Consider the following 23680-nt stretch of genomic DNA (forward strand, 5'->3'; position numbering starts at 1 on the left):
ATTTTCTTACAAAAAAAGTAAAAATCTCTTCTGTTATGCATCAAAAAAATGCCGCCCTCTCCATACAGCCTTCTGTCATGGAAAAGAGCGGCACCCTTATTTTTATTTCATCTTACCTTTTCAGCCTGTCTGATTTCTTACGCGAAAGGATTCTCAGAAGGATAACGAACTCCCTTCGGCTGATTATAACCGATGCTGTCAAGCTTTACACCAAGGAACTTCAGTACCTCGAACATTGCTTTTCCATAATGTCCGAACATAACAGCGCCATGGTGAGGGAAATTCTTCTCAACCAGTACATGACGGTAAAATCTTCCCATTTCAGGAATAGCGAAGATACCGATACCGCCGAAGGATCTGGTCGGAACATCAAGGATCTCACCTTCAGCCACATAGGAAACCAGCTCTCCGTCTGAATTGCACTGCAGACGATAGAATGTAATGTCAGAAGCTGCGATATCACCCTCCAGGGTTCCTCTTGTGAAATCAGGCTCGCTTCCTGCGGGCTCAAGAAGTCTGTGCTGGATGAGCTGATATTTAACAGCTCTGGATGAGCACATCTTGCACTCCGGTGTATTTCCGCAGTGGAAGCCCATGAAGGTATCTGTCAAAGCATAATCATACTTGCCGGCGATATCCTCATCATAAATATACTTCGGTACGGAGTTGTTGATATCAAGCAGGGTAACTGCATCATCAGATACGCACAGTCCAATGTATTCGCTGAGAGCACCGTAGATATCTACCTCGCAGGATACCGGAATACCACGGGATGCCAGACGGCTGTTTACATAGCAGGGCTCAAATCCAAACTGGGAAGGGAATGCAGGCCAGCACTTGTCAGCAAATGCCACATACTTTCTTGCACCCTTGTGGTTCTCAGCCCAGTCAAGCAGGGTAAGCTCGAACTGTGCCATCTTGACATTGAGGTCTTCGTAGTAGCTGCCTTCTCCCATTTCCTTAGCCATGTCTGCACATACCTCAGGGATACGGGGATCATTTTCATGCTCCTTGAAGGAAACAAGCAGATCCAGCTCAGAGTTCTCTTCGATCTCTACACCAAGCTCATATAAGCCTTTGATCGGTGCGTTGCAGGCAAAGAAGTCCTGGGGACGGGGACCAAAGGTGATGATCTTCAGATTGCGGACACCAATGACAGCACGTGCGATCGGTACAAATTCACCGATCATCTTTGCGATATCGTCTGCGGTTCCTACAGGATATTCAGGAATATAGCCCTGCAGATGACGCATTTTCAGGTTATAAGAGCAGTTCAGCATACCACAGTAAGCATCGCCTCTTCCATTGATCATATCGCCGTCACCTTCTGCTGCTGCTACGAACATGCAGGGGCCGTCAAAATTCTTTGCGATCAGGGTTTCCGGTGTTTCCGGTCCGAAATTTCCAAGGAATACTACAAGAGCATTACACTCTGCCTTCTTTACATCCTCTACTGCCTTCAGCATATCCTGCTCATTTTCCACAGTGACAGGGCACTCATATAAGTCACCCTTGTAGGCAGCCTTGATTGCTGCACGTCTCTTCTGTGATAATTCGATCGGGAAACAGTCACGGCTGACTGCCACGATACCAAGTTTTACTACCGGTAAATTGTTCATGATTACCTACCTCCTGTTTTCTTATATTGTTTTATTCATTGATATTAAGGTTCTTTCCAACAAGTCCCATGGGACTGCCCTCCGGAAGTCCTCCTTCGGGATGGCCAAGGAGCCATTTGTTCTTTGCGGTAAGGTGTCCGTCCTCACCCTCTGTATGGGCTGCTTCCAGATCAAGGTTGGTTCCCTTCGGAAGTACTACTGTCACACGGAAGCCCTGTCCTTTTACGCCGCAGGGTGCATAATGCAGAGTGGTTGCATATACTTCTACTGCAGTTCCCGCAGGAATCAGAAATGCTTCTGCCAGAGAGGTATCATAGGTAAAGTCCTCCGTGATATCCTGCTGTCTGCCAAGGATCAGAATGGCGTCTGTCACTGCCACATTGATCTCTGAGCTTCTGTGATATTCAAAAGCATTCAGCATACAGTTGTGTCCGTTGCAGTAACCGATCTGGACCTGAAGCTCTCCGTAGGTCTTATCTGTCAGCTCCTTCATAACTGGAAGTGCCTCAAGCTTCGGATCTCCCGGTACATAGATCACATCCTCAGGACAGGGTGTTTCTTCCATGGCCTTGCAGAGCTCTGAAAAGTCGATCCCGGTAACAACTCTTCCATAGGTCTTGAATCTCTCATCTGTTACACTGTAAATCTTCATTTTCCTTCTCCCTTCTTTAGAATAAAATTACTTAATGATATCAAACAGCGGCTTGCAGGCAGGATAGATCTGCCTGAACTGCTGATAACGCTCGTCATACTTCTTTACCAGCTCTTCCTCCGGCTCTACGGTATCCACAATCCTTACGATCTTAGCGGCAGCTTCTTCCACGTTCTTATATTCCCCGCAGGCTACCGCCGCCAGCATGGCTCCGCCAAGTGCCGGTCCTTCTTCACTTTCGATCACATCCACCTTCAGGTTCAGGATGCTAGCGATCATCTTTTTCCAGAGAGGGCTCTTCGCACCGCCGCCACAGATCTTCGTCCGCTCAATCTTAATGCCAAGGGACTTGGCTACCTCGAAGGAATCACGAAGTGCAAAGGCTACGCCCTCCAGCACTGCCTGGGTCATATCTGCCCTGGTGGTATCCATGGTCATGCCGATAAAGGTTCCTCTGGCATTGGGGTTATTATGAGGGGAACGCTCGCCCATCAGGTAGGGCAGGAAATACACGTGATTTTCTCCAAGTGCCCCGATCTTCTTCTGCTCTGCGCCGTAGTCGGAGGTACCGATGATCTCATCCATCCACCATTTATTGCAGGAAGCTGCACTGAGCATACATCCCATCAGATGATAATGTCCATCTGCATGTGCAAAGGCATGCAGCGCATTGTTCTTATCTACACCAAATTTCTCAGAAGAGATAAAGATGGTTCCGCTTGTTCCAAGGGAGATATTGCACATACCATCTCCAACAGTTCCGGTTCCTACTGCTGCTGCGGCATTGTCACCTGCGCCGGCTGCCACCTTTACTGTCTCCGGAATACCAAGTTCCCTTGCGATCTCTGGCTTTACTGTGCCTACGCATTCATAGCTTTCATAAAGCTTTGGCAGCATCTCCTCGCTGATACCACAGATCTCACACATTTCCTTTGACCAGCGGCGGTTTTTCACATCCATCAGCAGCATACCGGAAGCATCTGATACATCCGTACAGTTCACACCGGTCAGCTTATAGGCGATATAGTCCTTGGGAAGCATGATCTTCACAATTTTTTTAAAATTCTCAGGCTCCTTATTCTTCACCCAGAGGATCTTCGGTGCCGTAAATCCGGTAAAGGAAATATTGGCTGTATACTCGGAAAGCTTTTCCTTGCCGATCACATTGTTCAGATAATCACACTCTTCATAGGTTCTTCCGTCATTCCAGAGGATTGCGGGACGGATCACCTGATCCTCCTTATCCAGAATGACAAGTCCGTGCATCTGTCCGCCAAAGCTGATACCTGCAACCTTACTCTTATCTGCCTCTGCGATCAGCTCCTTCATGCCATCCATAACCTGCTCATACCAGTCCTCAGGCTTCTGCTCCGACCAGCCCGGATGCGGGAAATACAGGGGATATTCTCTGGATACGATCTTCTGTATCTTTCCTTCCCCGTCCATCAGAAGCAGCTTCACTGCGCTGGTTCCCAAATCAATTCCTACGTATAACATTTCTCTCCTCCTTTTCTTCTGATACCCTTCTGTTTCATCGTTCTATATAAAAATCCTCAGAAATAAATGAGATTCTCTTTCATGATGATCTCCAGCTTGGCATAATGCTTCTTTTCACTCCGGACCTTGCCGTAGCACATCTCTTCAAACAGCATTCTCACTGCCCGGTATGCCTGGCTGCTCAGATCCTGATAGATCAGTGCATCGATCGTGGAATCCTCCACACTGCCTCTGATCTCCTCAAACAGATCGAATCCAACCAGCGGAATTTTTTTCTTCTGCCGCTTCAGGACATCTGCGATCACATCCAGCCGGTAGGTAAGATCAAAAATACCATCCGGTTTCCTATCTAGTTCTTCCTGTAAAAGCTTCTCCAGTGCTTCCTTTATCTCCCTTTCTCCGGTAAGCCCAAAGAATGGCGGCAGCATCTCCAGCTTTTCGCAAGTTTTCAGTCTGTCCTGAAACCCGGAAAGTCTGCTCAGGATATCCTGATTTGTTTTATATTCTTCTGTCACCGGTACAAAGATTCTGCCCCCCTCCGGCATCAGCTTCATCAGAAGCTCTGCCGCCAGCATGCCACTGCGGTAATAATCCACGCCCACATAATAATTGTCCGGATGCTCCGCCACATCACGGCTGAGCAATACGATCCTGCAGTTCTCCTTTTCAAGCCTCTCCAGAATCTGGAGGATCACTTCATGGCTGGAATAGGAAAGGATAAAGCTGTCAACACCCTGCTGTCTCATCTCTTCTACAGCTGCAAGCTGCTCCGAAGGCTTCTCCACATCAAATTCAGAGATCATGAGCGTCAGTCCGTCGTCTCCAAATTCCTGCAGTGCCCTCTTAAGTCCCCTGCCTACTTCCGTTGCAAAGTAATTGGCACTTTTTGACCGGAACCCCACATACCCGATCGTATAATGGCGGTTCATAGCCAGATTACGGGCATTTCTGTTCTGTACATAATGGTACTTTTCCAGCGCGTCCTGTACCATTTTTACGGTTTCTTCGCTGACACCGTCTTTATTTCTAAGCACTTTGTATATTGTTGTGCGTGAAATACCTATTTTTTTAGATATTTCTTCTAATGTCATACGGGAGGCTTCTTCCATTTTGCACCCTTTTGCCCATTTCATTTTTCATTTAACACGTGTTAACTATATGCTATCACCAATTGGAATATGTGTCAACAGCTCTGAAAAATATTTTGGCACAGCAGAAAAAACGGACCACTGCTTTCGCAGCGGTCCGCCTGTCATTTCAGTCTCTGTTCAGTTTTCAGCTACCGATCAGCCTTCGAAAGGAACAACTGCTCCTTCATAGGTCTCTTCGATAAACTTCTTGATATCATCAGACTTAAGAACGTCAACCAGTGCCTTAACACCTTCATTGTCCTCATTGCCTTCCTTAACAACAACGACATTTACATAGGTCTGTGCTGCAAGGGAATCAGATGTCTCAGATGCCAGAGCGTCTGTCTGTGCATTCAGACCTGCATCCAGTGCATAGTTACCATTGATAACTGCGAATGCCACTTCACTAAGAACCTTGGAAACCTGTGCTGCTTCCATCTCAACGAAATTGATGTTGTGAGGATTCTCTGCGATATCATTGATGGTTGCATCAATGCCGGCCCCTTCCTTTAAGGTAATGATACCATTGTCCTGAAGGATCAGAAGGGCTCTTGCCTCATTTGTTGTATCGTTAGGGATTGCAATGTCAGCACCATCAGAGATATTGGAAAGGTCACTCTCTGTTCCTGCATAAATTCCGATAGGCTCATAATGGATCTCTCCAACGCTTACAAGGTGAGTTCCTCTCTCTTCATTGTAGCTGTTAAGATAAGGGATATGCTGGAAATAATTGCAGTCGATATCACCGGCTTCTACAACCTCATTGGGCTGTACATAATCATCAAATACAGTTACCTGAAGATCATATCCCTGCTCTGCAAGGATAGGCTTTGCTGCCTCAAGGATTTCTGCATGGGGAACAGCTGTTGCTGCTACGGTGATCACCTGAAGGTCACCTGTCTCTGCCTGTGCATCTGTGTCTGCTGTTTCTTCTGCTGCTGCAGTTTCTTCTGCTGCGGCTTCTTCTGTGGTTGTTTCTGCTGCATCTGTCTGTGCCTCGCTGCTTCCGCAGGCTGTCAGGACTCCTGTCAGTAAAGATGCTGTCAGAATCAGTGCTAATGCTTTTTTCATAATACTCTCCTCCTGAATATAATGCATTTATGATAAACCCTTTCGGGATCTATCCTTACCTGAGATTTAATCGGTGATACGCTTATCCAGCTTCTTGGATACTGCGGTTCCGATCATCTGCAGTACCTGAACGATGACGATCAGTATAATAACTGCTGCGTACATCACATCCAGCTTGTTTCTGTAATAACCATACTGGATGGCGATATTGCCAAGTCCGCCGCCGCCTACTACACCGGCCATAGCGGAATAACCAAGGATCGTTCCAAGAGCAATAGTTGCCCCCACGATCAGGGAGGTTCTGGCCTCTGCCAGAAGCACCTTGAAAATAATAGTAAATAATCCGGCTCCCATGCTTTCTGCAGCCTCGATCACACCCTTGTCTACCTCAAGAAGGGAAGATTCTACAAGTCTTGCCACAAAGGGCGCTGCCGCAATGGCAAGTGGCACGATCGTTGCCGCCGGTCCGTAGCTCTTTCCTACGATCAGCTTGGTAAGAGGCATGATCGTGATCAATAAGATCAGGAATGGTACGGAACGAAGTATATTTACAATAAAATCAAGAACCTTGTAGGCACCCTTATTGGGACGCAGTCCACCGGGTGCAAGTACTACCAGGATCACACCAAGCGGAAGACCGATGGCATAGGCGATCAGGGTAGAGATCCCTGTCATATAAATACTGATCCATGTATTTTCAGCAAGCATGCTGATCATTGAATTATCCAACATAATTTTTCAGCTCCTCCACTTCCAGATTTCTGTCTCTCAGGTACTGGATCATCTTCTCAGCAGCTACGGCCTCGTCCGGAAGCTGAAGGATCATCTGACCATGCGCCACACCTCCGATATCCTTAGTGTCAGCAAGCAGAATATTGACAGGTGCCTTACATGCCAGCACCATATTGGCAATCACCGGTTCAAAGGACGAATTGCTCTTAAATACGATACGGATGCATCTCTTTCCTGTCATCTCCTCATATTTTCCATTTTCATCCTGGAATACCAGCTTTCTGGCTGCACTGCTCTTCGGTCTTGAGAAGACCTCCTCTACCGTACCGGTCTCCGCCAGATTTCCGGAATCTACGATGGCAACATGTGTACAGATTTCCTGTACAACTGCCATCTCATGGGTAATGATCACAATGGTAATTCCATATTTTTCATTGATTTCCTTTAACAGGGCAAGGATCGCCTTGGTTGTTGTCGGATCCAGCGCACTGGTTGCCTCATCACAGAGCAGGATCTTCGGATTGTTGGCAAGTGCTCTTGCAATCGCCACTCTCTGCTTCTGTCCACCTGAAAGCTGTGCCGGATAAGCCTTCGCTTTCTCAGAAAGTCCAACGATCTCAAGCAGCTCCTTTGCTCTCTTAACTGCATCCTTTCTGGAAGTTCCCTTGATCTCCATGGGGAAGCAGATATTATCTATGACATTTCTCTGCATCAGCAGATTGAAATGCTGGAAGATCATCGCAATCTCGGTACGGGTCTTTCTAAGCTCCCCTTCCTTTAGCTGTGACAGATCCTTTCCTTCTATAAATACAGTTCCTGTTGTCGGGCGCTCCAGGAAATTCAGACACCTTACAAGTGTAGACTTACCGGCACCGCTCATACCGATGATACCGTAGATCTCTCCCTTATGTATGTCCAGATTGATTCCCTTCAGGGCTTCGACCTTATTATCTTTTCCAACGAAGGTTTTCGTAACATCCCTTACCTGAATGATTGCTTCCATCTGACCTTTTCCTTCTATATTATTGACTTTCCTAAGTCTCATAGTTCTGTATCATATCACAAACTGCCAAACCTTGCAAGAAAAGCTAATTCATAGTTATTCTGTATGAATTGTATAGTATCATCTGTTTCTCCATCTGTCAACACTATTTTCAAAAAATTTTAAACCCTATACAAAATTCCTCTGTTTTGTTATACTGAAAGCATGATGTTTCCGGGCATTCACTCCCCGGATCACACACTTTCTGATAGAAATAGGGAGGTATTTCCTGATTATGAGCAAAAAAGCAGTCGTTTCCCTCGGGCATGATGCCCTTGGCTATACAACCATGGCACAGTTAGATGCCGTAAAGGTCACCGCCAAAGCACTGGCTGACCTGATCGAGGCTGATTACCAGCTTACGATCACCCACAGCAACGGACCTCAGGTCAGCATGATCCACAAGGCCATGACTGAGCTGCGCCGTGTCTACATTGATTACACTCCTGCTCCCATGTGCGTCTGCAGCGCCATGAGCCAGGGCTATGTTGGCTATGATATCCAGAATTCCCTGAAGGCTGAGCTGCTTTCGCGGGGAATCAGCAAGACCGTCTCCACGATCCTGACACAGGTTACCGTGGATCCGTATGACGAAGCCTTTTATGAGCCTACCAAGCTGATCGGACGTTATATGTCTGCCGAAGATGCTGAGATGGAAGTAAAGAAGGGCAACTTTGTCAAGGAAGAGGAGGGACAGGGCTTCCGCCGTATCATCGCAGCTCCAAGGCCCATTGATATCGTAGAGATCGAAGCGATCCGTACCCTTGCTGATGCAGGTCAGATCGTGATCGCCTGTGGCGGCGGTGGTATTCCCGTGATCGAACAGAAGCATGCCTTAAAGGGCGCTTCCGCTGTCATTGAAAAGGATGCCATTGCCGGCAAGCTGGCAGGTGATCTCAGAAGTGATGAACTGATCATTTTAACCTCTGTTCCCAATGTATACCGCAATTACCAGAAGGAAGACCAGGAGGCACTTGCTTCCCTGACTGCAGCCAAGGCTAAAGAGCTGATCGCAGAAGGCCAGTTTGAAGAAGGCACCATGCTTCCCAAGATCGAGGCTGCTATTTCTTACCTTGCAGCCAATCCTGCCGGCAGCGTCCTGATCACCTCTCTTTCTGAGGTTGCAGATGCTGTGAAGGGTAAGGCCGGTACACGCATCACTGCTTAAATACCACTGACCCTGCACCTGTATCCGTATATCGACAGATACATGCTCTTAAAAAGGGACCGTCTTTTAACAGACAGTCCCTTTTCCTATCCTTCCCTTACTCCAGGTTCAGTTTCTTTGTTACCAGATATTCTGTCACAAAATACAGCAGAACGGTTACCACCAGGCTGACAGTTCCTATTCCAAAATATGTTCCTGTCAGCAGAGGCAGTGGGTTATCTCCTTCAAATCCGATCATGATCGGAAAAAATACGGCCTGCGAAACAATCTGAAAAACCGTCATGATCCCAAAATAAGCACCGATAGATCCAAGAATCCTGTGTTTTCCTACAAGCTGTCCGATAGCAATGGAAGCTGCCAGCATCATGGGGCCGTTAAAAATCCCAACGATCATGATATAAACCATACTGATGATAAAGGCTGTCAGTGAACTGCCACCCATCAGCTGCATCTGCCGGATCAGCTCATGGATCTCTTCCCATATCACTGTCATAACCGCAATGCCTTCCCTTTCTGCAAACAGCATTCCCATGCCGCCAAAAATCAGCACCGCCAGAGCCACAACCAGCATCGTCAGAAGGCTCCATGCAGCCATGGGAATCAGCTTCGACCAGAGCAGCTCACGCCCACTGACCGGCAGGGTATGTGTCAGATAGCCCTCATCCGTATACATGGTCTTATAAAAATGGACTGCCAGATAAATGGTAATCCCGAGACTGACTGCGATCAGTGCAAAATAAAACAGCAGCCACAGCATAATTGTCATAAATCTGCTGACATCCGCAGCCCCCTCCCTGATCCCAAGGAACGAAAAACCAGAGATCACAGAAAGCACCAGCAATACAACAGATAAAACACACGGGATCACAGATATCTCTTTCCACTCATGCTTCAATAACTTGCCTAACATGCAAACACCTCCCTGAAATAAGCATCCACGCTCTTGCCCTTCTCTTCCCGGATCTCCTCCACACTTGTCTGAAGCAGAAGCCTCCCTTCCTTCATAAAGACCACCTCATCCAGAATGTTCTCGATATCAGTGATCAGGTGCGTGGAGATCAGCACTGTGGCATTCTCATTGTAATTTGTAATAATAGTACGAAGGATATAGTCTCTGGCTGCCGGATCCACACCTGCGATCGGCTCATCGAGAATATACAGACTGGCATCCCTGCTCATTACCAGAATAAGCTGTACCTTTTCTCTTGTTCCCTTGCTCAGCGCCCTGATCCTGGCATTCTCTTCGATCCGGAGTGCTGCCAGCATTTCCTTCGCCCGGTCAGTCCTGAAATCTTCATAAAAATCCTGAAAATAAGAAAGCAGCTCCCGGATGGTCGCTCCATTCTTCAGATACGTTCTCTCCGGCAGATAGGACACCTTTGCCTTGGTAGACGGTCCAGGCTTTTCTCCGTCGATCAGGATCTCTCCGCCATCCGGCACAAGCAGCCCGTTTAACAGCTTGATCAGTGTCGTCTTGCCGCTGCCGTTTGGTCCAAGCAGCCCTACGATCCTTCCTCTTGGCAGTGTCAGTGTCAGGTCATGCAGTGCTTCCTTCCTTTTGTCATATGATTTCTTCAGATTATGGATCTCTACCAGTTCACTCATGCTTCCTCTCCTCCCGTCTCCTGCTCGATCAGTGCCAGTATATCTGCCTTCTGAAAGCCAAGCTCCTTCATCTGTTTCACAAATTCAGCCGCCTGCTCTGCTGCAAGCTGCTTTCTGATCTGTTTTATCATTTCCATATCCTCCGTCACCACTCTTCCGCTGGTTCTCATCGTCACGACAAGTCCGCTTCTTTCCAGCTCAGACAATGCTTTCTGCATCGTGTTGGGATTGACTCCCGCCTGTGCTGCAAGCTCCCGTACACTCGGGATCTTCGTCCCCGGTGCATATTCACCGGATACGATCTGCCGCTGGATCCTTTCCAGTATCTGTGCGTAGATCGGCCTGTCGGAATCCAAATTCCATGCCATATCCATCTTCCTTTCCTTTTCCCTGTTTCTCTCTCCATTCTGCTTTTTATTGATTTCATGTTCATTTGTATTATCTGATTAATACAGTAATACATATTACCATTTTTGTCAACCTGAAAAATAAAAATATAAAAGGCCGGCAATTCCATTTGCCAGCCTGCTTTTCTTACTCCTGCAGATACCCTGCTGTCGTTAGCAGAGCTCCGATCATGATGCAGAAATCACCGATATTAAACACGATCCGGCGGATTCCCTTCACCGGTACATTAAAGCTTACATAATCTACCACATATTTTCTCTTCAATCGGTCATAGGTATTGGTGTAAGCACCGCCAAGCAGAAGGGTCAGCCCCCACTTCAGAAGCCCTTTTCCTGCAGTTCCGAGTGTCAGAAGAAATACTACTGTCAGAACTGCAGTCAGCACTACCGATACCAGCATCACAAGCTTCTGCTTCTTTTCACCGGCATTCAGAAAGGCTCCCCTGTTGTGGTGCTTCCTGACCAGCAGCGCACCGCCGCAGATCCTTTCATTCGTCTGCTCTGTTTTTGTCTTTTCAATATGTCCCTTGATCCCTGTTTCCAGTCCAAAAATTCCAAGAATAACTGCCAGATATTTCATGCTGCTCCTCCTCATCGTTTATATCCCTGCGATCACATCAAAGGTTTTTGCGATATTCACCTGTCCATAGCCCCATTCCCTCGATGGGAACTGAATACCGGGTGGCCGCACTGCACCCCGGACGAGATAATTTTTCACTTCTCTGCTCTCTAACCACCGTTCTCTGCCATCTACCACTGCCCACTGCAGGAACTGGGCACAGATCCCGGCAAGCAGTGCCGCTCCGAAAGCAGATCCCGTCCTGCTTCCCAGCACTGTTGAAATCTCCACCCCTGGTGTGCACAGCTCTGGCTTTACATTGCCTCTTCTGCTAAAGCCTCTTCCGGATTCCCCATAAAAGCTGTTATTGCTGTCCTGATAATATGTGGTCGTGATCACCTCTCTTGTATTTCCAGGCTCCGTCAATGTAACGTAAGGAGATGGTCTTAAGAAATAGGTATCCCCACCCAGGAACTGCGTAATGGGAAGCCATATATGAAAATTTCCATTCTCATCATATTCTGCTCCGGTTGTTGTCACCTGGATCGTCCAGATTCCCGGTGTCGGATCCTGAAAACGGAACAGTATCAGTTCACCCCCGGAGCCCGGCTCTACCAGACTATGGTTGACCCTGATCACGGTTTTTTCATAAATAAAGGTAAACTCCCTTGTTTCCTGCACTTTAAAATCTACCGGATCTGTTATCTCACCACCCGGTGCCCGGATCGATATGGCGTGTGTCGCCGGCATGGTTCCCCAGAGCTCTGCCACAAATCCTTTTTCCCCGGCATCTACCCGTATTTCCACATTTTCGGTAGACTGCTTCATGCCTGCCGTAGCATACCCGATAAAATGATGGGCGCTGTTTCCCTCATCACCGCCGCACACCACCACAGACCGGCTCCTTCTGGTTGCCACACTGTTCAGATACTCTGCAAGCAGTGACTGTCCCTCATGATTTCCCATATTGGTACCGATCCCCATGCAGATCACAAGCGGCCTTCTCATGGAAACAGCATAGCCTTCCAGATATTTCACAGCAGCGATAACATCATTTTCTTCATAGGCTGTCACACCATCCGGCACAAAAAGGGATTCTGTCAGATAACGCTTTGCCTGCTTCAGCTTCACAACCACAATATCTGCATCCGGTGCTGCCCCCTGAAACCGTAAGCCTCCGGAAAGAATACTGCCTGCTGCCACACTGGCGATCTCTGTCCCATGACCGTTTTCATCATAGCTTGGTACGATCTGCCGCGGCTTTTCGCTTTGCAGTGCAGCCTGGATCAGCTCCCTTGTATACTCTGTTCCATAGAGAAACCCCGCCGGTGGCTGTCCACTCTGGATCTCCTGATCCCAGATGCCAAGGATCCTGGTGGAACCATCAGGATTTCGGAACACTTCCTCATCATACCGTATCCCTGTATCAAGAAATCCTAGCACCACGCCCCTTCCTGTCAGGTTTAATGGTGCACCCTGCACCTGCAGGATCCCGCACTTCATCAAAGGCTCCGGATCAAAAGATACAGCAGCTCCTCTCTCCAGTCCCATAAGCCCAAAGAGCTTGGGGACATCCCTGTAGATCAGCCCACGAAGCCTCTGCGGACTCATTTCATCCTTCTTTATATAGACCAGGCTCAGATCATTTTCAATATTTAAAAACAGACCGTCTTCAAAATAACCGGTAAAACCCTCTTCTCTCGGACTATCTGTAAGAAAATCATAATAGTCCTCTGACATGATTTTTTCTCTGTCTGTCATGTAAGTCCATTCCAAAGAGACATGCCGTTTCCTGTCTGCTGCCTCTTCTTTGTTTTACTTCCTATTATATGAAAACAGTCTGTTTTTGCTCTTTATTTTTCCTGCACTTCAATTGCCTTCAGTCCGTCTGCACTGATCGCTGCCGAATTTCTGATATCAATGACCGGTCCGCCGGCTCCTTCTATATACTCTCTGGTGATCGTCACCTTGCCGATATTGTCATCCTTCGGGATCTCATACATAATATCCAGCATAAAATCCTCAATAATAGCACGCAGTGCCCTGGCACCTATATCCTTCTTCATAGCCTTTTCCGCTATCGCTTCCAGCGCACCATCATCAAAGCAAAGCTGTACCTCATCCAGCTCAAGCAGCTTTTGGTACTGCTTCAGGATCGCATTCTTTGGCTCCTTCAGGATACGCACCAGCATATCCTTATCCAGTGCCTTCAGTGTATAAATGATCGGCAGCCTTCCAAGAAATTCCGGGATCATACCGAATTTCTTCAGATCCTCGATCGTTACCTTACTTAAGATATCGGTATCATTATCATATTTATCCTTCAGCTCTGCATTAAAACCAATGGAGGTCTGCCTACGCAGTCTCTGCTTGATGATCTCCTCAAGATCCGGGAATGCACCGCCACAGATAAACAGGATATTACGTGTATTGATCGTTGTCAGCGGCACCATCGCATTTTTACTGTTTGCGCCAACCGGTACCTCCACCTCTGCTCCCTCCAGCAGACGGAGCATACCCTGCTGCACACTTTCTCCGCTTACGTCTCTGCTTGTTGTATTCTTTTTCTTGGCGATCTTATCGATCTCATCAATAAAAATGATACCACGTTCTGCCTTTTCCACATCATTATCTGCTGCCGCAAGAAGCTTGGATACCACACTTTCAATATCATCACCGATATAGCCGGCCTCTGTCAGGGATGTTGCATCGGTGATAGCAAGCGGTACATCCAGAAGCCTTGCCAGCGTCTTTACCAGATAGGTCTTGCCACAGCCTGTAGGTCCGATCATCAGCATATTTGACTTCTCGATCTCAATATCATCCATGGTTCCCGTCGCCACACGCTTATAATGATTGTAAACAGCCACGGAGATCACCTTTTTAGCATGCTCCTGTCCGATCACATAATCATCTAGCTGTGCCTTGATCCTGTGTGGCGGTGGAATATTCCTGATATCCAGAACCGGTTCCGTCCCTTCGCTCTTTTTCTTTTTCTTGATCTTCTGCTTATTGGGGATACCTCCCTCTCCCTGAAGGTCTGCAATATTCAGGAACCTGATATTGGGAAATCCCTTTTTACTCATATCCTGATTCAGGCTGTTCATAAAATTAGGATCCAGCATACCCTGATAATCAAACTGGCTCACAGTATCCATGGTCTTATGCATACAGTCATTACATACACAAATATTATTGGGAAGCTTGAACATCTTTCCCGCTTTGCTTTCCGGCCGCCTGCAGATAAAGCAGACATCCTCATAATCGCTTTCCTTCTGCTCTTCTGTCAGCGCATCCTTCTGATCCTTGTCCTTTTCATCAAAATCTGCCATATATTTCTCCTGTCAGTCTGCTGTTCTCTATCACTATACGATCCTGCGGATCGTCAGCATCTCCTTATAAGTTGCATTTGTTATCTTAATGCCTGTCCTCTGTGTGCTTGCATGCACAATCTGCCCGTTTCCAATATAAAGTGCCACATGTCCTGCATAACAGATCACATCTCCGGGCTGTGCCTCTGAATAACTCACCTCACTGCCATAGCTTCTGAAGGAATACGATGTTCTTGGCACAGAATAACCAAAGTCCTTATACACCCTCCAGACAAATCCGGAACAGTCTGCCCCGTCTGTCAGGCTGGTTCCTCCGGGAACATAAGGGTTCCCGATAAACTGGCACGCATAATTGGCGAGCTGCTGTCCCTTACTTCCGGAAAAGCTGGACGGAGACGCATACTGCCTGGAGCTTCCTGATGAGCTGCTGTCTGCACTGCCTCCTGATTCCCCGGAAGAGCTGCTGCCATAAGAAGCTCCATCTTCTTCACTTTGTCTCCGGAGAGCCTCTTCCTGTGCCTTCCTTGCTTCCTCCTCCGCCCTCTTTGCTGCCTGGATCTCAGAATCCTTCTGGCTTGAGGCGCTTTCAAGCTGCCTGATCTCATCAGACTGCTTTTTGATATTGGCTTTATAAACTGCGGCCTCCCGCTTCGCCTGTGCAAGCTGGGTCTCATAATCATCATATGCTTTTTTCTTCTCGTTCAGCATGATCGTCAGACTCTTCTGCTCTTCCTCCAGCTCATGCTGCTGCGCCTGGAGCTCTGCCTTTTCATCCTCCAGCTGGTTTTTCAGGTCTTCGGTCTCCTGCTTGACTCTCTGATATTCCTCAAGCATTTTGCGGTCATAGCTGTAAAGCTGCTCCACATAGTCTGCCTTGTTGACCATATCCCCGAAATTCTGGCTTTCCAGGAGAAGCTGTAAATAAGTGCTGTCACCCTTTTCATACATGAAGCGGATCCGCAGCTTCATGGCATCATACTGCTTCTGCTCCGTTTCCTTAGCCGCTTCGTAATCTGCTGTGGTTTTCTGAAGAACCTCTTCCTTTTCCTTCAGCTCCTCCTCTATGATCTCTACACTGGCGATCGTTTCTACCAGTGCAGCATCCACCTCTTCCACCTCTTCAGCAGCGGCATCCACATTCCCCTGAATGGAACCGATCGTCCCTGTTACACTGTCCAGCTTCTGCTGTTCGGAATTCTGTCTGTCCTTGGCATCCTGCTTCTTTTTTTCCAGCTCCTGCTTTTCCTGCTCCAGTTCGGAGACAGTCTTTGCCTGTACCGGCACTGTACCAGCTGCCAGCAACAGAACGCCCATTATAACTGCTGCAACCTGAATTCCTCTTTTTCTTCTCATATCCCTTTATTCTGCCTGCTCCACTGTAACTACCGCATTCTCTGAAAGGAAGTTCAGCACCTTCTGGGTCAGAAGATACTCCCTGAATGCCTCTTCATCGATCATTTCCCTGTAATCCTCTACAGCCTGTCCATAGAGCTCTGCATCTGCCTGCAGCTCCTCCTCTGCCTCTGCTTCTGAAACAGTAATGTTCTCCTGGTCAGCGATTGCCTGCAGCATCAGATATTTCTTTGTCATATCCTCTGCCTGCAGCAGAAGGGTTGCCTGATAATCATCAGCATCCCCACCATAGTAAGCTGCCACATAGCTTCCGATATCCACACCGTATGCAGAAGCATAGCTTGTGATATTGGCTGTCAGTGTATTGTTCATCCTGTCTACGATAGGCTGCGGCACCTCTTTAAATTCACAGTTCTCTTCTGCTGCTGTGCATGCCTTATCCGCTTTCTCGGAATTGTAGCTCTGTGTCTGCTGCTCTGTCAGGATATCCTTCGCATATGCTTTATATTCTTCCAGTGTATTTACTCCGTCAATTCCAAGACCTGCCACATAATCATCATTCAGCTCTGCTGCTTCCTGTACACTGATGCTGTTCACTGTAACAGTAAATACGGCTGTCTTTCCGGAAAGCTCTGTATTGTTCGGATAAGGATCCGGGAAGGTAGCTTCTACATCCCTTGTTTCTCCGATCTCCATGCCGATACAGCCATCCTCAAATCCGTCGATAAAGCTTCCGGAACCGATCGTCAGATCCTGTCCCTGTGCAGTTCCTCCTGCAAAGGCAACGCCATCCAGCTTCCCTTCATAATCAATATTGACAGTATCCCCGGACTGCACCGCCCTTCCCTCTACAGGTGTGGATACCGGATTCATCTGCCGGACGTACTCAATATAACTGTCGACATCTTCCTCTGTTACTACCGGTTCCTCTGAGGTCATGCTGATCTCAAGTCCTTTATATTCCCCAAGCGTCACATAATCAGAAGCTGTATAATCCTTCAGATAGCTTCCATCGGTACCTGTACTCTCTGCCGCCTCCGTACTCTCTGCCGCTTCCGTACTTTCCTCTGCTTCTGTGCCCTGCTCTGCATTTTCTGCTTTCTGGCCGCAGGCTGCCATGGATACAGTCACTGCCACAAGCAGTGCTGCCAGTAATTTTCTTTTCATAAACTCCTCCATTTTCAGATCTTATCTGTGCTTACAAATATATCATATTTTTTCCTCTATTTAAAGGTTTTACAAAAATTTCAGAATTAGCCGGAAAATGATTCCTTTTAATCCACCTGTAAAATCACCTGTAAAATACTGGCTTTTGTCTTGCCTATTTTTCTGTTAGATGTTACAATATTTTTTGACTTTATTTAATAGAGGAGGACTATCGTGAGTACCTGGCAAATCGTTTTATTAGTTATACTTGCAGTATTGATCATTACACTGGTTGTTTTATATTTCCTTGGAAAAAAGGCGCAGAAAAAGCAGGAAGAGCAGCAACAGCAGATCAACGCCATGAAACAGACTGTCTCCATGCTGATCATTGACAAAAAGCGGATGAAGATCAAAGAATCCGGTCTTCCACAGGCGGTCATCGACCAGACACCGAAGCTTATGCGGGGCAGCAAGCTTCCTATTGTGAAGGCCAAGGTTGGTCCCCAGATCCTTTCTCTTGTCAGTGATGAGAAGATTTTTGACAGTATTCCTGTCAAAAAGGAAGTCAAGGCCGTTGTCAGCGGTATCTACATCACTGAGGTAAAAGGACTTCATGGAAAACAGCCTGTTGTAGAGAAGAAGAAAAAGGGGTTCTTCAAAAATATGGTTGAGAAGGCACAGGAAAAGGCCGGTGCCAAGCCTGTTAAATAATTTTATGAATTAACCACACTTTAAAAGCCTGGTGCATTCCTCTGCATCAGGCTTTTTATTACTATTTTTTGTCTGCCTCTGACCGGCAGCTTTTATAATTCCAGCATTTCTTCTCTTGGACTGATATTCATTTCCAGCTTGCAGTCTGCCATATGCTCATAGTTGGCTTCCAGGCTGTAATCCACATCCACATGGATACTGTCCTCATCTTCAATGATCCTGATATCCCCTGTATCAATACCGATCAGAATATCTCCGTAAGGTGTGCCATATCGCGTCATATTCCTTTTGTTCTGTTCAAAGATCATATGAACATTGATAAACCCCTTTTTGGTCACCTCTACCTGGGAGCCCTTTATCTTGATCGTGTTTTTAACTGTTTCTGAGAAATCCTCCATCACCTCATCATAAATGATGTAATGACTGTCATTTCTCTTATAATACTCAGCCGGTGTAATGGTTTCCAGTGCCCTGGCATCCTCTTCAGCTGCTGCAAACTGCAGCCCCTTGAGCGCCAGCAAAACTTCTTTTTTCATATAAAAATTCCTCGTATAAAATATTTCAATAGCCTTCCACATTCAGCGTCTTGGCAGAAAGGATGCCATACTTGATGATGGAATTGGCAAACTGCTTGAACTTTTCGGAGGCATCACTGACGTAGAACTGATACTGGTTATCCCCCAGTGCCGGCCGCACCTTACGCAGCAGCTCCTCCCTCTGCAGCAGCTCCTTCAGCTCCCGTGCAGTCTCATAAGCAGGATTTACAAGTGTCACCCTTTCTCCCATGATCCTGCCGATCGTTTCCCGGATCAGAGGATAGTGGGTACAGCCAAGTACCAGGGTATCGATATCAATATCAATAAGCTCTGCCAGATAACGCCTTGCAATCTCATCTGTAACAGGATCCCGCCAGAGTCCTTCCTCTACCAGTGGCACAAATAACGGACACGCTCTTTCGATCACTTCCACATCCGGCTTTTTCTTTTTTATGTAACTGGAATAGATCGCACTGGAGATTGTCGCCGCTGTGGCGATCACTCCGATCTTTCCATTTTTTGTCACCTCACTGGCTACCCTTGCTCCCGGCTTCACAACACCGATGATCGGAACCTCGGTTTCCCTTTCCAGCTCATCCAGCGCATAAGCACTTGCCGTATTGCACGCTACCACAATGGCCTTCACGTGCTGGCTTTCCAGGAAATGCACAATCTGTCTGGAAAACTTAGTCACAGTTTCCCTTGACTTGCTGCCATAGGGTACTCTTGCTGTATCTCCGAAATAAATGATTTTTTCATCCGGGATCTGATGCATGATCTCCTTCATAACGGTAAGGCCACCGATTCCCGAATCAAATACGCCTATGGGCGCATTAGTATCTGTCATTCTTTTAATCCTTCTTATTCACTATTTTTTCTTTTACCTGATATACATATTCCGCAAGCCGCCATTTTATTCGGACTGGCGGCTCCTGCCCGTCCTCATCCCACAGAAAAAGCTGCTTTGCTTCCTCATAGGGAATCTGATATTCCGCTCCTTCCTCCTCCACCAGAAGATACGCATCCTCCGGGAGGATCAGCTCCGGATATACAAATCCAAAATAAGCTGCCATGCCTGCGATCAACAGGCCATATTCCAGAATTTTCTTCAAAGCTTCTCCTTCCACAGCGCCTTTCCACTGTATACAGAGAAGTATATCCTGAATTTGTACAGCTATACTGTACCTCGATTATTTCCTTTTTTCAAGCCGTATCTGCCGGATGACAGCCTTCTGCTGATTATCGATATGCTGCTTTGCTGCATTACGGGCACGTACCACATCCCTTGCTGCAATGCTGTCACAGATTTCCCTGTGTTCTGCAAGAAGTACACCCCTCTGCTCCTCTTCCTTGATATAGACAAAACGATACCGGTACATCTGCTCTGCCAGATTATTGACAAGCTGCTCCAGTCTCTGATTTCCTGCCGCCCGGATAATAATATCATGAAAAGCCACATCCGCTTTTGCAATTGCATCCGCATCATTCCCGGCAGCCGCTTTTTCAAAATCTTCACAGGCCTTTTTCAGCTCCCGGATCTCCTCCCCGGTGATCCTTTCACAGGCAAGCTCTGCTCCCAGTGCATCCAGTGCACGCCGCACCTCCAGCACATCATTCAGACTTTTCTCCGTGATTTCCGCAACCTCTGCCCCTCTTCTTGGAATGATCGTCACAAGCCCTTCCAGCTCAAGCTTCCGGATTGCCTCACGGATAGGTGTCCTGCTGACCCCCAGCTTTTCTGCAAGATGTACCTCCATCAGCCGCTCTCCCGGCTTTAGCTGTCCTGTCAGGATCGCCCTTCGCAGGGTGTAGAATACCACATCCCGCAGCGGTAACAGATCATCCACTTCTATCTGAAATTCCTTCTCTTCCATATACCCTCTTCCTTCTGTTTTAAGTTTCTTTTTGATTCACCGTCCGGTCACATATTTACAAATTCTGTCACAAATACCTGCTGCGCCAGCTTTTCCTTCCGGATCCTTTCCATCGCCTCACTGGCTCCTGCTTCCTCTGTAAATACCCCGAATACGGTGGGTCCACTGCCGCTCATCAGTGCATTTTCTGCACCGCTCTCCAGCATCTTTTTTTTGATCTCCTCGATAATAGGATATTCTTTTACCGTCACCGTTTCCAGGACATTTGCCATCCGGTCTGTGATCCCCCTCAGATCCCCCTCCCGGATCGCCTGTACCATTCCGTCAATATCAGGATGATCCTTCACTGTTTCTATATGAAGATTCTCATAAACAAATTTCGTTGATACATTGATGTCCGGCTTGGCAATGCAGAGCACTGCCTTTGGTGGTGCGGGCAGCGCAGTCAGCACCTCTCCGATTCCTTCTGAAAGCGCTGTCCCACCCATGATACAGTAAGGAACATCGGCTCCGATCTTTACACCCTCTTCCCGCATGGTCTTCTCATCCATATGCAGATTAAAAAGTGTATTCATTCCATGAAAAACTGCTGCTGCATCCGTGCTGCCCCCAGCCATGCCTGCTGCGATCGGGATGTTCTTTTTCAGCGAGATCCTGATGCCTTCCCGAATCTGATATTTCTCTGTCAGAAGCTCTGCTGCACGGTAGATCAGATTCCCCTTATCTGTCGGCAGCTCCTCTTTATCTGTTGTAACAATGATTCCTTCCTTTATTTTCTCAAAGGTCAGCTCATCATATATCCCTACGGTCTGCATCACCATTTTTACATCATGGTAGCCGTTTTCTCTTCTCCGTAACACATCCAGTCCAAGATTGATCTTGGCATACGCCCTGCGTTCTGTCTTTTCCATTCCAAACCGTCCTTTCTTTTGCCCGGTTTCCTTTGTATACAATATACACCAGATTGTACTTAATTTTATACAATCTGGCTTTTCCTGTCAATGGGTGGTATATTATAGAATAAGTTATGTTTTTTGATTTTTCTTAGGATGGGGATAATACAAATGAAAACACGCAACTGTAATCTGGATCTGATCAAATGCCTTGCCTGTCTTGGCGTGGTAGGACTGCACAGCGTCGGGATGGTCAATTATACGATTTATTATCTATGTGGTATCAGTGTGCCGCTCTTTTTCATGGTAAACGGATACCTCATGTTTTCCAGGTCTTCTCTTCCTTATTTTATGCGCTTCGAAAAATCAGGAATCTTCTGATCCCCGTGATCGACTGGAATCTTCTGATCCTGATTCCCGTCGTGATTGTCAGACATAAATTTGTGAATCCCATTACCCTGTTCCTGAAAAGTCTTTTTCAGCAGGGTTATCTGTGGCATTTCTGGTTCCTTGGCTCCCTGATTCTGATTTATCTGGTCATGCCTCTGTTATACTGGCTCCTTCACGATCATACCCTTGCCCTGTCACTGCTTTGCATGCTTCTTGCCCTCTGCAGCATCTGTCTCTGCCTGTTATCCATGCACAGGGGTTACAGTATCCAGCAGTATGTTCCCCAGACGCTCCGCCTCTGGACATGGCTGTTCTTTTTCCTCTTTGGCGGCCTTTGTGCAGTCAAGGCAGAGAAAAATTCCCTGCTTCTGTCCATCCATATGCCTCTGTGGCTTCACTGGATCCTGGTGCTGCTCCTTGCCATCCTCAATAATTTCTGCATCAAAAAGACAGGTCTTTATCTGATCCATAACAGACTTGCTGACCTGTTCTATGGTAATCCCAGTTCTATTCTGTGGTACACCGTTACATTTCTTTTTCTGCTGCGCCTTCCCATTCATGCAGAAAAGACAAAAGCTCTGATCGTCAGTCTCTGCAGTCTGACCATGGGTATTTTTATCCTGCATCCCATTCTGCTTGCAGGAATCCAGGCTGTCTATACGCCTGCCGGCACATTCTCCGCTGTTGCACTGTGGCTCTTCCTTACCGTACTCTCCGGTGCCATCACCTTTGTGATCGGAAAGATCCCCCTTGTCAACCTTCTGATCCGCACCTGAGCTTCACCGGGTTCCAGTTTTCTCTTCGTCATGCATGCGTGATGGCTTATCTGGCAGAAGATGATATATTTGGCATCAGCAATCCCATTTACGCTGAAGCTGCCTATTTCTCCATGTATATCTATACTTCTCCTCAGACCAGAACCCTTTATGATATTGCCATCTTTTATATGTATCCACCCTATGACGATTCTATAAACCCCTATCAGGGACAGCTTGCTGCACTTCTGCCTGATATGCTTACACCAGCTGCATCATAATTTGTATAAAACCGGGGTTAATAAATCCCTCAATCCTGCCGATTATCTTAATAAGATATAGGTTATTATAAATATTTGAAACCAAGGAGGGTGTAAAAATGAGTGTAAACGGAATTACCGGTGCTTCTGATGCTTACAGTACTTACTCTGCAGCATCTAAGACAGCACAGACCAAAGCATCTGAGAAGGCTGTGTCAGATAAGGCCTCTGAAAAAGATACCGCTGCGGTATATGAGCCTTCGAAGAAAACTACTACTACAACCACAACCAAGAAAACTTACAAGCCTGATACTGCTACGATTGCCAGGCTAAAGGCTGATGCAGAGCAGAGAACTTCCCAGTTACAGAGTCTTGTAGAAAAGATTCTCATAGGTCAGGGCAAGGTCTACAATAATGCCAATGACATCTGGAGTGTTCTTTCCAGTGGAAATTTCACTGTAGATGCCGCTACCAAAGCACAGGCGCAGGCTGACATCGCTGATGATGGTTACTGGGGTGTATCTCAGACCTCACAGAGAATTCTTGATTTTGCTACCGCTTTAACCGGTGGAGATCCCGATAAGATCGATGCTATGCAGGCAGCTTTCAAGAAAGGCTACGAAAAGGCTCAGAAAACCTGGGGCGGCCAGCTTCCCGATATCTGTCAGAAGACCTATGATGCCGTATTAAAGGGCTTCGATGATATGAGAAAGCAGAATGCAGATACCACTTCTGAAGTACAGTAAGCAGTATCTGTACAGTGAATAAAAACAGAGCAGGGTGCCAGACGGCACCCTGTTTTTTGCTGCATCTGAAGTTTTTCACTCTTCTCCTCCTAATGGGGCACCATGGCTGCTTTTCTTCTCCTGTGCCCCGCTTCCTCGGGTTTTTCCTCTCTCTTCCCCTCCTGGCGGGGCACCATGGCTGCTTTTCTTCTCCTGTGCCCCG

The 23680-nt window shown here is 47.2% G+C and carries 26 protein-coding genes; 6 read left to right on the forward strand and 20 right to left on the reverse strand.

Annotation, left to right across the window (positions count from 1 at the left end; all coding sequences use genetic code 11):
- Window positions 1-137: 137 nt before the first annotated feature.
- From WJQ40_RS08565 to WJQ40_RS08595, 7 genes are all read right to left on the reverse strand, one after another.
- Window positions 138-1619 (reverse strand): fucose isomerase, encoded by a 1482-nt coding sequence (locus tag WJQ40_RS08565; RefSeq protein ID WP_337539316.1) that lies wholly within the window; start codon window positions 1617-1619, stop codon window positions 138-140.
- A gap of 31 nt (window positions 1620-1650) precedes the next feature.
- Window positions 1651-2271 (reverse strand): DUF4867 family protein, encoded by a 621-nt coding sequence (locus tag WJQ40_RS08570; protein ID WP_337539319.1) that lies wholly within the window; start codon window positions 2269-2271, stop codon window positions 1651-1653.
- Window positions 2272-2298: 27 nt separating this feature from the next.
- Window positions 2299-3768 (reverse strand): xylulokinase, encoded by a 1470-nt coding sequence (xylB, locus tag WJQ40_RS08575; RefSeq protein ID WP_337539322.1) that lies wholly within the window; start codon window positions 3766-3768, stop codon window positions 2299-2301.
- Window positions 3769-3824: 56 nt separating this feature from the next.
- Window positions 3825-4859, reverse strand: coding sequence for a LacI family DNA-binding transcriptional regulator (locus WJQ40_RS08580; RefSeq protein WP_337539324.1), 1035 nt, complete (start codon window positions 4857-4859; stop codon window positions 3825-3827).
- A 195-nt stretch (window positions 4860-5054) separates the two neighbouring features.
- Window positions 5055-5969 (reverse strand): MetQ/NlpA family ABC transporter substrate-binding protein, encoded by a 915-nt coding sequence (locus WJQ40_RS08585; RefSeq protein WP_337539325.1) that lies wholly within the window; start codon window positions 5967-5969, stop codon window positions 5055-5057.
- A 66-nt stretch (window positions 5970-6035) separates the two neighbouring features.
- On the reverse strand, window positions 6036-6701 hold the full coding sequence (locus WJQ40_RS08590; protein WP_118798341.1) for a methionine ABC transporter permease: 666 nt from the start codon (window positions 6699-6701) through the stop codon (window positions 6036-6038).
- Window positions 6691-7704 (reverse strand): ATP-binding cassette domain-containing protein, encoded by a 1014-nt coding sequence (locus WJQ40_RS08595; RefSeq protein WP_118798340.1) that lies wholly within the window; start codon window positions 7702-7704, stop codon window positions 6691-6693. The genes WJQ40_RS08590 and WJQ40_RS08595 overlap by 11 nt, the downstream gene beginning before the upstream one ends.
- Before the next feature lie 271 nt (window positions 7705-7975).
- Between WJQ40_RS08595 and arcC the strand changes: the two genes are divergently transcribed.
- Window positions 7976-8911 (forward strand): carbamate kinase, encoded by a 936-nt coding sequence (gene arcC / locus WJQ40_RS08600; RefSeq protein ID WP_337539356.1) that lies wholly within the window; start codon window positions 7976-7978, stop codon window positions 8909-8911.
- A 97-nt stretch (window positions 8912-9008) separates the two neighbouring features.
- Here the strand turns inward: arcC and WJQ40_RS08605 are convergent, their stop codons facing one another.
- The 8 genes from WJQ40_RS08605 to tig form a co-directional block, all read right to left on the reverse strand.
- Window positions 9009-9821 carry a hypothetical protein gene (locus tag WJQ40_RS08605; RefSeq protein ID WP_337539327.1) on the reverse strand — a complete coding sequence of 271 codons (813 nt, stop codon included), beginning with the start codon at window positions 9819-9821 and terminating at the stop codon, window positions 9009-9011.
- A complete protein-coding gene (locus tag WJQ40_RS08610; protein ID WP_337539329.1) occupies window positions 9815-10516 on the reverse strand; it encodes an ABC transporter ATP-binding protein in 702 nt (233 codons plus the stop codon). Before WJQ40_RS08610 ends, WJQ40_RS08605 begins: the two co-directional genes overlap by 7 nt.
- On the reverse strand, window positions 10513-10884 hold the full coding sequence (locus WJQ40_RS08615; RefSeq protein WP_118798432.1) for a GntR family transcriptional regulator: 372 nt from the start codon (window positions 10882-10884) through the stop codon (window positions 10513-10515). Before WJQ40_RS08615 ends, WJQ40_RS08610 begins: the two co-directional genes overlap by 4 nt.
- Before the next feature lie 166 nt (window positions 10885-11050).
- Window positions 11051-11503 carry a signal peptidase II gene (locus WJQ40_RS08620; RefSeq protein ID WP_337405862.1) on the reverse strand — a complete coding sequence of 151 codons (453 nt, stop codon included), beginning with the start codon at window positions 11501-11503 and terminating at the stop codon, window positions 11051-11053.
- A gap of 18 nt (window positions 11504-11521) precedes the next feature.
- Window positions 11522-13243: a S8 family peptidase gene (locus WJQ40_RS08625; protein WP_337539334.1), complete on the reverse strand. Its 1722-nt coding sequence runs from the start codon at window positions 13241-13243 to the stop codon at window positions 11522-11524.
- 92 nt (window positions 13244-13335) lie between these two features.
- Entirely contained in the window at window positions 13336-14814 is a 1479-nt protein-coding gene (gene clpX, locus WJQ40_RS08630) for an ATP-dependent Clp protease ATP-binding subunit ClpX (protein WP_337539335.1), read from the reverse strand.
- A gap of 33 nt (window positions 14815-14847) precedes the next feature.
- On the reverse strand, window positions 14848-16167 hold the full coding sequence (locus tag WJQ40_RS08635; RefSeq protein ID WP_118798333.1) for a C40 family peptidase: 1320 nt from the start codon (window positions 16165-16167) through the stop codon (window positions 14848-14850).
- A gap of 6 nt (window positions 16168-16173) precedes the next feature.
- Window positions 16174-17334: a trigger factor gene (gene tig, locus WJQ40_RS08640; protein ID WP_337405859.1), complete on the reverse strand. Its 1161-nt coding sequence runs from the start codon at window positions 17332-17334 to the stop codon at window positions 16174-16176.
- A 213-nt stretch (window positions 17335-17547) separates the two neighbouring features.
- Here tig and WJQ40_RS08645 point away from each other — a divergent pair, with 213 nt between their 5' ends.
- Window positions 17548-18024 carry a hypothetical protein gene (locus WJQ40_RS08645; RefSeq protein WP_118798331.1) on the forward strand — a complete coding sequence of 159 codons (477 nt, stop codon included), beginning with the start codon at window positions 17548-17550 and terminating at the stop codon, window positions 18022-18024.
- Window positions 18025-18116: 92 nt separating this feature from the next.
- On the opposite strand, the gene WJQ40_RS08650 is transcribed toward WJQ40_RS08645, so the two are convergent.
- The 5 genes from WJQ40_RS08650 to ispE all read right to left on the reverse strand — a co-directional run bounded on the left by WJQ40_RS08650 (window position 18117) and on the right by ispE (window position 21345).
- Entirely contained in the window at window positions 18117-18560 is a 444-nt protein-coding gene (locus WJQ40_RS08650) for a DUF1934 domain-containing protein (RefSeq protein WP_118798330.1), read from the reverse strand.
- Between the two features lie 25 nt (window positions 18561-18585).
- A complete protein-coding gene (gene murI / locus WJQ40_RS08655) occupies window positions 18586-19407 on the reverse strand; it encodes a glutamate racemase (RefSeq protein WP_118798329.1) in 822 nt (273 codons plus the stop codon).
- A 4-nt stretch (window positions 19408-19411) separates the two neighbouring features.
- On the reverse strand, window positions 19412-19672 hold the full coding sequence (locus tag WJQ40_RS08660; protein ID WP_337539338.1) for a hypothetical protein: 261 nt from the start codon (window positions 19670-19672) through the stop codon (window positions 19412-19414).
- A 78-nt stretch (window positions 19673-19750) separates the two neighbouring features.
- The gene (locus WJQ40_RS08665; RefSeq protein WP_262572286.1) at window positions 19751-20434 is read right to left on the reverse strand and encodes a GntR family transcriptional regulator; all 684 of its coding nucleotides are present in this window, start codon (window positions 20432-20434) and stop codon (window positions 19751-19753) included.
- A gap of 47 nt (window positions 20435-20481) precedes the next feature.
- Window positions 20482-21345 (reverse strand): 4-(cytidine 5'-diphospho)-2-C-methyl-D-erythritol kinase, encoded by an 864-nt coding sequence (ispE, locus tag WJQ40_RS08670; RefSeq protein ID WP_337539342.1) that lies wholly within the window; start codon window positions 21343-21345, stop codon window positions 20482-20484.
- A 153-nt stretch (window positions 21346-21498) separates the two neighbouring features.
- Here ispE and WJQ40_RS08675 point away from each other — a divergent pair, with 153 nt between their 5' ends.
- The 4 genes from WJQ40_RS08675 to WJQ40_RS08690 all read left to right on the forward strand — a co-directional run bounded on the left by WJQ40_RS08675 (window position 21499) and on the right by WJQ40_RS08690 (window position 23478).
- The gene (locus WJQ40_RS08675) at window positions 21499-21708 is read left to right on the forward strand and encodes an acyltransferase family protein (protein ID WP_337539344.1); all 210 of its coding nucleotides are present in this window, start codon (window positions 21499-21501) and stop codon (window positions 21706-21708) included.
- Between the two features lie 5 nt (window positions 21709-21713).
- Complete coding sequence (locus WJQ40_RS08680; protein ID WP_337539346.1) at window positions 21714-22493, forward strand: acyltransferase family protein; 780 nt, start codon at window positions 21714-21716, stop codon at window positions 22491-22493.
- Between the two features lie 41 nt (window positions 22494-22534).
- Window positions 22535-22753, forward strand: a complete 219-nt coding sequence (locus WJQ40_RS08685) for a hypothetical protein (protein ID WP_337539348.1) — start codon at window positions 22535-22537, stop codon at window positions 22751-22753.
- A 98-nt stretch (window positions 22754-22851) separates the two neighbouring features.
- Window positions 22852-23478: a hypothetical protein gene (locus WJQ40_RS08690; protein ID WP_337539351.1), complete on the forward strand. Its 627-nt coding sequence runs from the start codon at window positions 22852-22854 to the stop codon at window positions 23476-23478.
- The last annotated feature ends 202 nt before the right edge of the window (window positions 23479-23680 follow it).

Origin of the sequence: Suilimivivens sp., assembly GCF_037359455.1 — a bacterium.
GTDB classification, from domain to species: Bacteria; Bacillota; Clostridia; order Lachnospirales; family Lachnospiraceae; genus Suilimivivens; species Suilimivivens aceti.

Bases quoted from the DNA above. Each gene is read 5' to 3' on its own strand.
- WJQ40_RS08565 (WP_337539316.1), bottom strand. From the start codon at position 1,619: ATGAACAATTTACCGGTAGTAAAACTTGGTATCGTGGCAGTCAGCCGT.
- WJQ40_RS08570 (WP_337539319.1), bottom strand. From the start codon at position 2,271: ATGAAGATTTACAGTGTAACAGATGAGAGATTCAAGACCTATGGAAGA.
- xylB (WP_337539322.1), bottom strand. From the start codon at position 3,768: ATGTTATACGTAGGAATTGATTTGGGAACCAGCGCAGTGAAGCTGCTT.
- WJQ40_RS08580 (WP_337539324.1), bottom strand. From the start codon at position 4,859: ATGACATTAGAAGAAATATCTAAAAAAATAGGTATTTCACGCACAACA.
- WJQ40_RS08585 (WP_337539325.1), bottom strand. From the start codon at position 5,969: ATGAAAAAAGCATTAGCACTGATTCTGACAGCATCTTTACTGACAGGA.
- WJQ40_RS08590 (WP_118798341.1), bottom strand. From the start codon at position 6,701: ATGTTGGATAATTCAATGATCAGCATGCTTGCTGAAAATACATGGATC.
- WJQ40_RS08595 (WP_118798340.1), bottom strand. From the start codon at position 7,704: ATGGAAGCAATCATTCAGGTAAGGGATGTTACGAAAACCTTCGTTGGA.
- WJQ40_RS08605 (WP_337539327.1), bottom strand. From the start codon at position 9,821: ATGTTAGGCAAGTTATTGAAGCATGAGTGGAAAGAGATATCTGTGATC.
- WJQ40_RS08610 (WP_337539329.1), bottom strand. From the start codon at position 10,516: ATGAGTGAACTGGTAGAGATCCATAATCTGAAGAAATCATATGACAAA.
- WJQ40_RS08615 (WP_118798432.1), bottom strand. From the start codon at position 10,884: ATGGCATGGAATTTGGATTCCGACAGGCCGATCTACGCACAGATACTG.
- WJQ40_RS08620 (WP_337405862.1), bottom strand. From the start codon at position 11,503: ATGAAATATCTGGCAGTTATTCTTGGAATTTTTGGACTGGAAACAGGG.
- WJQ40_RS08625 (WP_337539334.1), bottom strand. From the start codon at position 13,243: ATGACAGACAGAGAAAAAATCATGTCAGAGGACTATTATGATTTTCTT.
- clpX (WP_337539335.1), bottom strand. From the start codon at position 14,814: ATGGCAGATTTTGATGAAAAGGACAAGGATCAGAAGGATGCGCTGACA.
- WJQ40_RS08635 (WP_118798333.1), bottom strand. From the start codon at position 16,167: ATGAGAAGAAAAAGAGGAATTCAGGTTGCAGCAGTTATAATGGGCGTT.
- tig (WP_337405859.1), bottom strand. From the start codon at position 17,334: ATGAAAAGAAAATTACTGGCAGCACTGCTTGTGGCAGTGACTGTATCC.
- WJQ40_RS08650 (WP_118798330.1), bottom strand. From the start codon at position 18,560: ATGAAAAAAGAAGTTTTGCTGGCGCTCAAGGGGCTGCAGTTTGCAGCA.
- murI (WP_118798329.1), bottom strand. From the start codon at position 19,407: ATGACAGATACTAATGCGCCCATAGGCGTATTTGATTCGGGAATCGGT.
- WJQ40_RS08665 (WP_262572286.1), bottom strand. From the start codon at position 20,434: ATGGAAGAGAAGGAATTTCAGATAGAAGTGGATGATCTGTTACCGCTG.
- ispE (WP_337539342.1), bottom strand. From the start codon at position 21,345: ATGGAAAAGACAGAACGCAGGGCGTATGCCAAGATCAATCTTGGACTG.
- WJQ40_RS08675 (WP_337539344.1), top strand. From the start codon at position 21,499: ATGAAAACACGCAACTGTAATCTGGATCTGATCAAATGCCTTGCCTGT.
- WJQ40_RS08685 (WP_337539348.1), top strand. From the start codon at position 22,535: ATGGCTTATCTGGCAGAAGATGATATATTTGGCATCAGCAATCCCATT.
- WJQ40_RS08690 (WP_337539351.1), top strand. From the start codon at position 22,852: ATGAGTGTAAACGGAATTACCGGTGCTTCTGATGCTTACAGTACTTAC.